The 12,480-nt window shown below is 34.3% G+C and carries 9 protein-coding genes; all 9 read right to left on the bottom strand.

Going from position 1 to position 12,480, the window contains the following annotated elements; all coding sequences use genetic code 11:
• Positions 1 to 22: 22 nt before the first annotated feature.
• The 9 genes from A9G47_RS09460 to bamA all read right to left on the bottom strand — a co-directional run bounded on the left by A9G47_RS09460 (position 23) and on the right by bamA (position 12,468).
• The gene (locus tag A9G47_RS09460; protein ID WP_065587931.1) at positions 23 to 334 is read right to left on the bottom strand and encodes a ComEA family DNA-binding protein; all 312 of its coding nucleotides are present in this window, start codon (positions 332 to 334) and stop codon (positions 23 to 25) included.
• Between the two features lie 153 nt (positions 335 to 487).
• Positions 488 to 2,347 (bottom strand): SurA N-terminal domain-containing protein, encoded by a 1,860-nt coding sequence (locus A9G47_RS09455; protein ID WP_081303624.1) that lies wholly within the window; start codon positions 2,345 to 2,347, stop codon positions 488 to 490.
• 136 nt (positions 2,348 to 2,483) lie between these two features.
• Complete coding sequence (gene lon / locus A9G47_RS09450; protein ID WP_081301485.1) at positions 2,484 to 4,919, bottom strand: endopeptidase La; 2,436 nt, start codon at positions 4,917 to 4,919, stop codon at positions 2,484 to 2,486.
• A 183-nt stretch (positions 4,920 to 5,102) separates the two neighbouring features.
• Positions 5,103 to 6,377 carry an ATP-dependent protease ATP-binding subunit ClpX gene (clpX, locus tag A9G47_RS09445; RefSeq protein WP_065642758.1) on the bottom strand — a complete coding sequence of 425 codons (1,275 nt, stop codon included), beginning with the start codon at positions 6,375 to 6,377 and terminating at the stop codon, positions 5,103 to 5,105.
• Between the two features lie 10 nt (positions 6,378 to 6,387).
• On the bottom strand, positions 6,388 to 6,990 hold the full coding sequence (clpP, locus tag A9G47_RS09440) for an ATP-dependent Clp endopeptidase proteolytic subunit ClpP (protein ID WP_065566865.1): 603 nt from the start codon (positions 6,988 to 6,990) through the stop codon (positions 6,388 to 6,390).
• A gap of 92 nt (positions 6,991 to 7,082) precedes the next feature.
• Positions 7,083 to 8,384, bottom strand: coding sequence for a trigger factor (gene tig / locus A9G47_RS09435; protein ID WP_065642757.1), 1,302 nt, complete (start codon positions 8,382 to 8,384; stop codon positions 7,083 to 7,085).
• Between the two features lie 121 nt (positions 8,385 to 8,505).
• Positions 8,506 to 9,519, bottom strand: a complete 1,014-nt coding sequence (lpxD, locus tag A9G47_RS09430; protein WP_065566867.1) for a UDP-3-O-(3-hydroxymyristoyl)glucosamine N-acyltransferase — start codon at positions 9,517 to 9,519, stop codon at positions 8,506 to 8,508.
• Positions 9,519 to 10,007, bottom strand: a complete 489-nt coding sequence (locus tag A9G47_RS09425; RefSeq protein WP_065566868.1) for an OmpH family outer membrane protein — start codon at positions 10,005 to 10,007, stop codon at positions 9,519 to 9,521. Before A9G47_RS09425 ends, lpxD begins: the two co-directional genes overlap by 1 nt.
• Before the next feature lie 37 nt (positions 10,008 to 10,044).
• Complete coding sequence (gene bamA / locus A9G47_RS09420; RefSeq protein WP_065566869.1) at positions 10,045 to 12,468, bottom strand: outer membrane protein assembly factor BamA; 2,424 nt, start codon at positions 12,466 to 12,468, stop codon at positions 10,045 to 10,047.
• Positions 12,469 to 12,480: the final 12 nt, after the last annotated feature.

The following is a 12,480-nucleotide window of genomic DNA, read 5'->3' as shown; positions in this document are numbered from 1 at the left end:
ACCAATTGGTGGAAATAATAAATTATAATGTTATTTTACCAGCATTTTTGTCCAGTGTTGCCTGTCCGATACCTGAAACTTCTTTTAACTGCTCAACTGAAACAAAAGGCCCAAATTTTTCTCGATATTCTATAATCTTCTGAGCTTTATTCGGGCCAATTCCACTCAACACTTTTGATAGCTCTTCTGCTGTTGCAGTATTTATATTTACTTGAACAATTTGTTTTTGTTCCTGTTTTATTGGCTCTGGTGTTGTAGAAGCCGAATCGGCAAAACTTGTGTTTGAAAAAATAAAGCTTGATAACATAATACATAATAATGGAAATACTTTCATTTGATTAACCTCTTAAAATAGTTACGCAAATAAATTTGCTTTACAACTATCTCACTTAATCAAATGAAAAAATTTCATGAATAATAAAAATGAGAAAAGCCACCTAGGTGACTTTCCATTTTTGCTATTATTTCTACTATTTTGGAGGTTAAATCACAAATTTGCATCAGGCATAATTTCTATCTTAGCCTTAGAACGTATATCTGTGGCAAGATAATAATGCATATCATTAAGTAATATAGGTAATAGTTCTGAAGAAATATCTTTGTATTCTTTTGGTGTATCTACCTTAGTTAGCGCAACAATATACGCTGTTTTATCATCCAAAAGTTCCGCACCATAAACAGGTTTTCCTGATGCTAAAGGGTGTAAATTAAAAACCATATTAACAACGTTTTGATCAATTTCGGTTGAATTTCGATTCAACGTATATTTTTTTGCAAACTGTACGTTTTTAGCACTTCCTTTTTCATTTAGTTGAACCAATGCATTATCAATATTTGATTTAAATTGTTTTTTAGCCATTTCTGCAAAAAGCTTTTTATGGATTTCATCTTTAACTTCATCAAAAGGGGCAATGCCTTCAGGGCGATAATCAACTGTTTGTACAACAAAATCATACTTTCCATAATTTCTATCTGCTGTTATTAAATCAGAAATTTTATTAGTTGCTTTCTCATCAACAATCATTTCGTCACTAAAAATGACATCTCTCACTTCAGGATGAGAAGCAATCGAAAACTTATCATTGAAAGTGATCCAATCCGAAGTTCTTACTTCAAGACCAACTTTTTCAGCAAGTTCTTCAATGTTCTTAGGAGATTTTTTCAAAGCAGCATTAATCATTTTTTCTTGCTTTTCTAAAGCTTGTTGTATTTTTTGCTTAGTTAACTTTGAATCAATTTGATATTTTGCATAATCATAATCCATAAATTTTTTAGGTTGCATACCATCCAATTTTACTATCACATACCCATCATCCACAGCGATTGGCAAGGAAGTTTTACCTACTTTATTCAACTTAGCATCTTTAAGAAATTTAGGTAAAGAATCATCATCAGCAAACCAGCCCAAAAAACTGTTCTCACCATATGGAGAGGTATGATTATCTTGTTGGTTCGTTTTAACCATCTTTTCGAAATCAGCTCCAGAAGAAAGTTCTTTAGCAATTTTATTAGCTTGTTCTTTATCGGTTACAAAAATTATACTGTAAGCTTTCTTTGCTGGATATGAATAATTTTTAATGTTTTTATCATATTCATTTCTTAAATCACTTTCAGTAACAACAATTGTTTTTCTTATTAAGTCTTCAGAAGCCACGATATATTTAACTTTTACTCGTTCACTTTTAAAAAACTCTTTGGGATGTTCATCATAATATTTTTGTTCATCATCTAACGTAACATTTAATTCATCAATACCACCTATAGAAGTATCAACTAAAGTAGCGTATACATTTCTAGTTTGATTTTTGAGTGAGCCTATTTCGGAGTCATTTGGCAAAACAAAGCCACTATTTACTATAGCATTAACAGTTTGTTGTTGTTGTAATACGGTTCTTATAATTTCGGCATAACTATCTGGAGTGAAATTATTTTCAGCAAGAAGATTTAAATAAGTTTGATTATCAAATTTACCATTTTTGAAAAAGTCTCTTTGTTTCTTAATAAACTTTTTAATCTGATCATTACTAATAGCTACACCAATACTTTGCGAAAACTTATAAGCTAAATAATTATCAATTTGATGAGATAATACATTACGGCGTATCTGCTTAATAAAAGAACTTTCACCGCCAGCCTTTGCTGTTACAGCTCTTGCTTGGGCTTCAAATTCAGCTCTGCTAATACCCTCACCATCAACTTTTGCTATGTACAGCTGCTGATCTCGTGGGCTATTACCACCGCTAAAGCCCAAAAATCCGACGCCTGTGAAAATAAAACATAAAATAATTATTGCAAAAATAATCTTAACAAAAATATTATTTGCTGCTGTTCGGATTGTTTCCATCATTTCTTGCGATTCTCCATATACCTAATGTTGAATTTTGAAAGTATAGCACATTTAACTAAATTGGCTATTGCCAGAATGTTAAGCCTCAAAAAAAAGATCAACATAAAGTTGATCTTTTTTAAAATTATAAGATAGATTAATTTAATCTAACAGAATTCCCAACATTATTTTTTACTTTCTTTATAGCTTTTTTCGCTGGTTGCTTCAATGTGACTTTTTTATCTATTGGCTCTATACCTAATGGGTTGTTTTTTAGCGCAATTGTGAGCACTTCATCAATCCATTTTACTGGGCGTATATCAATTTCAGATTTCACATTATCAGGGATTTCTTCCAAATCTTTAACATTATCCATTGGAATCAATACCGTTTTAATTCCGCCTCGGTGAGCAGCTAATAACTTCTCTTTTAGTCCCCCAATAGGTAATACCTCTCCACGTAATGTTATTTCACCCGTCATCGCAACATCCGAACAAACAGGATTACCTGTTAATGTTGAAATTAATGAGGTACACATAGCTATACCCGCACTTGGTCCATCTTTGGGAGTTGCACCATCTGGCACATGTACATGGATGTCTCGCTTTTCATAAAAATCACTATTGATACCCAATTTTTCTGCACGAGATCGAACAACTGTCAAGGCTGTTTGTATTGACTCTTGCATAACATCACCTAATGAACCTGTATAAGTTAATTTTCCCTTACCTATTACACTTACTGATTCAATAGTAAGTAAGTCGCCCCCTACCTCTGTCCATGCAAGACCAATAACCTGACCGATTCGGTTCTCGTTATCCGTTTTACCATAATCGAAACGCTGTATTCCCAAGAAATCTTTTAAGTTATCTTGTGTCACAGTTACTTTCTTCAATTTGCTGTCTAACGCCAATTTTTTAACAACTTTACGGCAAATTTTTGCAATCTCTCTTTCTAAGCCTCGAACGCCTGCTTCGCGCGTATAATAACGAATGATTCCAATAATGGCTGAGTCATCAATACTAATTTCTCTTGATTTTAAGCCATTGTTTTCTATCTGCTTAGCGATCAAATGTTGCTTAGCAATATTCAGCTTCTCGTCCTCCGTATAACCAGAAAGGCGAATAACTTCCATTCTATCCAATAATGGCGCTGGAATATTCATAGAATTAGCAGTTGCAACAAACATTACATCGGATAAATCGTAATCAACTTCCAAATAATGGTCACTAAATGCATTATTTTGTTCTGGATCAAGCACTTCTAATAATGCTGATGCAGGATCACCACGCATATCAGTTGCCATCTTATCAATTTCATCTAGTAAAAATAATGGATTTTTAACCCCCACTTTTGCCATACGTTGAATCAATTTACCTGGCATCGAACCAATGTAAGTGCGTCTATGCCCTCGAATCTCAGCCTCATCGCGCACGCCACCTAATGCCATACGAATATACTGACGTCCTGTTGCTTTAGCTATCGATTGACCCAGTGATGTTTTACCTACTCCTGGGGGACCAACCAAACATAAAATAGGTCCTTTCACTTTATTAACGCGACTTTGAACTGCTAAATATTCTAAAATTCTATCTTTTACACGTTCAAGTCCATAATGATCTTTATCTAAAACTTTTTGTGCCCCTTCAATATCTTTTCTAACTTTACTACACTTATACCAAGGAACTTGAATCATCCAATCAATATAACCTCGAACAACCGTTGCTTCTGCGGACATTGCTGGCATCATTTTTAACTTATTAAGTTCAGCTAATGCTTTATCCTCAGCCTCTTTTGGCATTTTAGCTTTAGTGATTTTTTCTTTTAGCTCTTCGTATTCATCAGTCTTATTATCTATATCACCTAATTCTTTATGGATAGCTTTAATTTGCTCATTGAGATAATACTCTTTTTGAGCTTTTTCCATTTGCTGTTTAACTCGTTGCCGTATATTTTTTTCAACTTGTAATAATTCAATTTCTGATTCCATCAATGAAATAAGCAATTCAAAACGTTTAGCAAGGTTAACTGTTACTAAAATCTCTTGTTTTTGATTAACTTTTAAAAATAGAGTAGCAGCAATAGAATCAGCTAAATGAGATGGCTCTTTAAGTAAACGAATAGAATCAACCACTTCCTGAGCTATTTTTTTATTAAACTTTGAGTACTCATCAAAATTAGATAAAGTTAAGCGAATCATAGCCTCACTTATATCTGAAGCCATTTTTGTTTCACTTAATGGTTTAACCTCAGCAATGAAAAATTCATTGTCGTCATGCTCAACTACATCAAGCATTTTTGCTCGTTCAACACCTTCAACAAGAACCTTCACTGTTCCATCAGGTAATTCTAGTAGCTGTAAAACATTAGCTACAGTTCCAACTTCATATAAATCATCTATAGCAGGATCATCTTGAGATGGATCTTTTTGGGTTACAAGAAAGACTTGTTTATCCATTTCCATTGCCCTTTCCAAGCAACGTATTGATTTACTTCGACCAACAAAGAGAGGGATTACCATATGAGGAAATACAACAACATCACGTAATGGTAAAATAGGCATAATTATATGTTTAGTTCGTTTTATATTCATTTTATTCTCTCTAGTAGTACAAACCCATTAGATAAATATTGGGATCGTTTTTAGATATTCAAGCCTATCTTTTTTGATTAAAATTACACTAGTTATGAAACATTATTAGCAGTATTGGCAACTTTAGTATTAATTCTTAGTTTACATGTTTTGCCATCATATTTATGATGGCAAATTTATATTTTAAGCAGAAAGTTCATCACCTTCACAATGTACTAATTTCGGAGCTTGAGATCTTTCAACAGTATCTTTGTCTACAATCACTTTTTTAATAGTATTCATTGATGGTAAGTCATACATTGTATCCAATAATATATTTTCCACAATTGAACGCAAACCTCGTGCTCCTGTTTTTCGTTGCATCGCCTTTATAGCAATAGCATCTAGAGCTTCTTTAGTAAACTCAAGCTCTACACCATCTAACTCAATTAACGTTTTAAATTGCTTAGTTAGGGCATTTTTAGGTTCAGTTAGTATATTAATTAAGGCATTTTTATCCAATTCAGATAATGTACCAATAACAGGTAATCTTCCAATAAACTCTGGAATTAAGCCAAACTTAACTAAGTCTTCAGCCTCGATTTGAGCTAATAGTTCCGATTCAGAAACTTTATTTTTAGTACTTTTAACCTCAGCACCAAAACCTATTCCTGTATTAGTTGATACACGATTTTCGATGACTTTATCCAATCCACTAAATGCACCACCACAAATAAATAGAATTTTTGAAGTATCAACTTGTAGAAACTCTTGCTGAGGATGCTTACGCCCACCTTTTGGAGGAACTGAAGCAATAGTACCTTCAATAATCTTCAACAAAGCCTGTTGAACGCCTTCGCCTGATACATCTCTGGTAATAGATGGATTATCTGATTTTCGTGAAATTTTATCAATTTCATCAACATAGATAATACCCCGCTGGGCTTTTTCAACATCATAATCACAATTCTGTAATAATTTTTGAATAATATTTTCTACATCTTCACCAACATAACCAGCTTCAGTTAATGTTGTCGCATCAGCCATGGCAAAAGGCACATCTAAAAAACGAGCTAGTGTTTCAGCTAATAACGTTTTGCCACTACCAGTAGGTCCTATGAGCAAGATATTACTTTTGCCTAATTCAACATCACCGCGACTCGCATGACTACGTAATCGTTTGTAATGATTATAGACAGCGACAGATAAAACTTTTTTGGCTTTCTCTTGACCAATTACATATTCATCAAGATGCTCTCTGATTTCATGTGGTGTTGGCAGTGTCTTATTAATAAATTCTTCATAGGAAAGAGAACTTTTCGTTTCTTCTTTTAATATCTCATTGCATAAGCCTATACATTCGTTACAAATATAAATAGATTCTGGCCCAGCAATAAGTTTACGGACTTCATGCTCACTTTTACTACAAAAAGTGCAATAAAGTAATTTTTCTGAACTTTTCTTATTCACTTTTACCACCTACCTAATATTAAGATCGTTTACTAAATATGGCATCAACTAGGCCATATTCAACTGCTTTATCGGCAGACATAAAATTATCACGATCAGTATCTTTTTCAATCACACTAATATCTTGGCCGGTGTGCATGGCTAAAATATTATTTAAGCGGTTTTTTACCTGTAAAATCTCTTGTGCATGTATTTGGATATCTGAAGCCTGCCCTTGGAAGCCACCTAATGGTTGGTGAATCATTACACGGGCATTAGGTAAGCAATAACGTTTACCTTTAGTGCCAGCTGTTAAAAGTAATGACCCCATTGAACATGCTTGTCCTAAACAAATTGTGCTGACATCGGGTTTTATAAATTGCATTGTGTCATAAATAGCCATGCCAGCAGTAACGACACCACCAGGTGAATTAATATATAAATAGATATCTTTATCAGGATTTTCAGCTTCTAAAAATAACATTTGAGCGATAATCAGATTTGCCATATTATCTTCAACTTGCCCAGTCAAAAATATAACTCGCTCTTTTAATAATCGTGAGTAAATATCATAAGCTCTCTCACCACGAGAACTTTGCTCAACAACCATTGGAACAACACCCATATATGATTCTAAAGGCATTTTTATCTCCTAATTAACAAAATAGCCCAAACAGACAATTCTTATTTGGGCTTTATAGTGATCTTTTTATATAAAATGAAAAGACTAGTAAGTTAAGCTGTTTGCTGATTCATTAATTCGGAAAACGAATAATTCTTTTCTGTTACTTTGGCACTAGCCAACAACAGATCGACAACTTGATCTTCTAGTGCTACCGCTCGAATATTATCCATCGCTTTTTTATCTTTACGATAATATTCTAAAACTTCTTTTGGATCTTCATATGCAGTTGCAATTTCATCAATTAATGCCTGAACACGCGATTCATCTGCTGTTAATTTATTGCTTTCAATAATTTCGCTAAACAACAAACCAGTAACAACGCGTTTTTTAGCCTCAGCTTCAAATAATTCTTTTGGTAATTCCATACCTGGTTTTACATTACCACCAAAACGAGATAAAGCTTGCTGACGTAATACATCAACCTCACGGTCAACTAATGCCTCAGGCACATCAATTTCATTATTTTTAACCAAACCATCAATAGCTTGAATTTTGACTTTATTGCGAATTGTCGCATTGAGCTCTCTTGTCATGTTCTTACGAACTTCAGATCGTAAGCTTTCAATAGTGCCATCAGCAATACCGAAGCGTTTAATGACATCTTCTGTAAGTTCTGGCAATTCTAGCTCTTCAACCTTTTTAAGTGTTGCCGCAAATACAGCTGGCTTACCTTTTAGATTTTCAGCATGATAATCGTCAGGGAAAGTCACATTAATTTCAAACTGATCACCCGCTTTATGCCCTATAATTGCATCTTCAAAACCAGGAATCATACGACCTTGCCCTAATACTAATGCAAAATCATTAGCCTTACCACCTTCAAATTCGGCATCATCAACTTTACCAACAAAATCCAAAGTAACACGATACTGCTCTTTAGCTTCTTTATCTGCTTCTTTCCAAACACCTTGCTGTTTGCGTAAGGTTTCAATCATAGTTTCAACATCCGCATCAGCTACTTCAGCAATAGGTTTTTCAACTTCAATTTTATCTAAATTTTCAACTTTGACTTCTGGATAAACTTCAAATTCAACAGTAAAGGTATAATCTTCGCCCTTTTTATATTCTTGTGGTGTATAAGTTGGAGCACCAGCCGGATTTAATTTTTCTTGAATAATTGCTTCAACAAAATTTCGTTGCATTAAGTCACTTAATGCATCTTGTAAAATAGAAGCACCATAACGTTGTTCAACAATTTTTAAAGGCACTTTTCCCTTACGGAAGCCATCAATACGTACTTTTTTTGCCGTATTAATAAGTTCTTTATCAACCGCTTTCGTAATATCTTCAGCTTTAATTATAATTGATAAACGTCGACCTAAACCTTGTGTTGTTTCTACCGAAACTTGCATCTTTATACCTCGAAATTATTGAATATTATCTGCCCATATTTATATAAAAACGATAACTGAGCTAAAAAATTTAAAAATAGGCGTGCATTATACCGACCGCAACCGCTTACGTCGAGACATTTCACTGTTTCTTCTCAAGTGCCTTCAAACGTTTATTCATTTCGTCAATATGTAAAACTAATGAAGCCGTTTTTCGCCAAACTTTATTTTCTTGCAATGGAATACCTGATGAATAAATCCCTGGTTCAGTAATTGGGCGCATAACCATACCCATACCAGTTATGGTAACTTGATCACATATTTCCATATGCCCATTAATAACACTTGCACCACCAATTAAGCAATGACGACCAATAGTTAAGCTCCCTGCCATAATAACGCCACCAGCAACCGCTGTATGATCCCCGATAATATCGTTATGAGCAATCTGGCATTGATTATCTATAATAACGCCATTACCGATAATAGTATCATCAAGCGCTCCCCGATCGATTGTCGTTGAAGCGCCAATTTCAACGTTATTACCAATAACAACTCGACCTAGTTGAGGAATTTTAATCCACTTACCTTTATCATTAGCGTAACCAAATCCATCTGCACCAATTACAGTTCCTGATTGAATTAAGCAATTGTCGCCAATAACACAATTATGATAAACAGAAACATTAGCCCATAATTTTGTTCCTGCACCTATTGTGGTATTTTTACCTACAAAACTACCAGCACCTATAACGCAATTATCGCCTAACACTACACCGCTTTCAATAACTGCGTTAGCGCCTATTGATATATTACAACCTAATTTAGCTGTTGAATCAATCACTGCTGAGCTAGCGATATCCTTAGCTGGAGCAGGCGTAGTATCAAGATATTGTGCCAATTTTGCATATGCAAGATATGGATCTTTAACAATCAGAGCTGCACCATGCCAGAATTTAAGGCTTTCTTCTGTCATTACAACAGCAGAAGCCTTGCACTCTAACAAATTATTTTGTAATTTTTTGTCAGATAAAAAAGTAATTTGACCTGACATTGCACTTTTCATTGATGCAATACCAGTGATAGTTAAATCAGCATCACCGTGTAATTTAGCATCAAGTTGCTTAGCTAGTTGCTCTAAACGAAAAGCAAACATTATTTTTTAACCTTTGCCAATACTTTATCTGAAATATCAACCGCATCTGAAGCTGATAATGTAGCTTCGGCTTTTAAGATAAGATCGTACTTTTCTGTCTCAACAATATCTTTAACAGCTTCTTGGATTTTAGTTAATAATTTGCCTGCTTCTTCTGTTTCACGTTTACGATAATCAGCTGAAAAAGCTTTCGCTTTATTTTCAAAATCAGAAATCACCTTATTTAGTTTAGCTTTTTCAGAAGAAGACAAAGTTAAGCCATCTTTTTTTAGGCGAGCAGCGGCATCACCAGCTTTCTTTTCTTCGACTTGTAATGATTTGGCTCTTGCTTCAAATTCATTATCCAACGCCTTACCGACCGATTCACGTTGAGGCATACGTTGTAAAACTGACATAACATCAACCACACCAATTTTAATTTCCGCATTTGCAACGCCTGCAAAAAGAAATGCTAAACTAACACCAAGAATAGATATAATTTTCTTCACTTTAATCACCTATGTGTTTTTTATTTATAACATGGAATTACCATGTAGACCCTATATTAAATTGGAACTGTTGTGCTGAATCACCCTCATATTTCTTAAGTGGTTGAGCATAAGAAAAGACCAAAGGACCTAATGGTGACATCCATTGTACTGCAATACCAGCCGACATTCTAATATCCGATGGAGAACTATAATCTGGAATATTATTTCCTTTTAGTTTCCATTCGGTATCCCATACAGTCCCTGCATCAAAAAATAACGATGTCCTAATATTATCAGCATATTTTTCACCCGCAAATGGGGTTGGAACAATCAGCTCTGTACTAGCAAAAGCTATAGCATTACCGCCTACTGCATCTTTTGATTTTGTACACCCAGAGGTATTATCTAAACTATCACACACACCACTTTTATTAAGATATACTGCTTTAGGACCAACAGTATTGGATTTAAAACCACGTAATACTGATGCTCCTCCAGCATAAAAGTTTTCGTAAAATGGTAACTCTTTACCACCAAAACCACCTCCATAGCCAATTCTTGCTCGCGTTAAGAATATCCAATTATGGTCATTGTCAATCGGATAATAGTAAGAGGCATCTGAAACCAGTTTATAGAATCGGTTATCAAATAATGGCGCAGTGAATTTAGCGCTAGCTGTCATTTTTAAGCCATCAGTTGGGAAGAATCCACGATCTAAAGAATTATATGTCCAATAAGCGCTTAGTAATAAATCATTAGTATCGAAAGAAATAGAATTTTTATTTTTCAAATTTTCGCCCATGGAGTCAAAATAACGCCACATACTATATTGCGCTTGCATATCGGACAAATTATGATTAGCGTATTCGGCACCAAAACGAACAAAATTATTTTCACTAATAGGGAAACCTAAATTAGCTGAAGCGCCCCAAGTCTTGCTCGCATATTCTGACTCATCATCTTTATCATCGTTTTTATAGGTGTTATAGTAAATGCTACCGCCTAAACTTACACCATCAACAGTAAAATAAGGATCAACAATAGAAACAGACGCTGTTTTATCTGTATCAGTAGTGTTAATATCAAATGAGACACTATTACCTGTGCCTAACCAGTTATCTTGAGAGATACCTGCATTGAAGCTAAGACCGCTATCAGAACCGACGCCAACACCAAATTTGATACTACCCGTATTACGTTCAGCAACTTTATAAATAATATCAACTTGATCATCAACACCAGACACACGCTCGGTATTTGCTTCAACAGTATCAAAAAAGCCAAGTCGATTTAAACGTTCTTTACCTAATTCGACTAACCCGTTACTTAACCAAGCTCCTTCCATTTGTCGAAGCTCACGACGGATTACACTTTCGCTTGTTACGGTATTTCCTACTATCTTAATATTGCGAACATAAAAACGCTCACCAACATCAACAAGAACAACTAATTTAGCCGTATGTTCTGAATCATCCATTTCTGGCTGAATGGAAACTTTTGGATATGCATAACCAAAATTAGCAAGTAAACGTTTAATGCTATCCTCAATTTCAGTAATTTTTTTACCATTATAAAGCTCACCAACGGTTACTTTTTCGTTAGCGATTTTAGCAATTGCTTCTTTATAATTTGCAAAATTACCCATAAACTCAAGTTTAGAGAGCTTATACTGCTCACCTTCATGGATATTAATTGTAACGTAAATACCTTTTTTATCTGGCGTTAAACTAACTTGTGTTGACTCAATATTGAAACGAGCATAACCACGATTTAAATAAAAACTTTGTAACTCATCCAAATCAGAGGCTAATTTTTGTTTTTGATATTTACGATCACCAAGCATATTCCACCAAGGTACTTCATCACGCAAGGTAAAACGTGAAATAAGTTCTTCTGATGAAAAAGCCTTAGCTCCAACAATATTGATCTGATCGATTAATGCTGATTTACCTTCAGCAACAACTAATTTTAAATCGACACGATTACGAGATAATGGAGTTACAACAGCTTTAATTTGAGCATTATATTTACCAACACTGTAATAAAAATCTTCTAAGCCTTTTTCAATACCTGAAAGCATAGTGCGATCTAAAGCTTCACCCTCACGAATGCCTGAACTATCTAGATTTTTCTTAAGCATGTCATTTTTAACTGACTTATTACCAGAAAAACTTATACTAGCAATAGTTGGGCGTTCTTGAACATGAACAATTAACCGATCACCATCACGAGAAATAGTAATATTATCAAAGTTTCCACTAGAATAAAGCGATTTAATTATACGCCCTAAATCCGCTTCATTAACATAATCACCAACTTGGATTGGCATTTCAAGTAATGCAGCTCCAACAGTGACACGCTGTAAACCTTCAAATTTGATATCTTTTACCACAAAATCATCAATACAAAATGCGTTAGGACTATATACTGCTGTAGTACTAAGCAACAAAGATGCTATAAGTAATTTATTTATTTTCATCGTAAATATTTA

The organism is Gilliamella sp. WF3-4 (assembly GCF_001690275.1).
Lineage (GTDB): Bacteria > Pseudomonadota > Gammaproteobacteria > Enterobacterales > Orbaceae > Gilliamella > Gilliamella apicola_C.
This window is presented reverse-complemented; position numbering and strand designations above follow the sequence as displayed.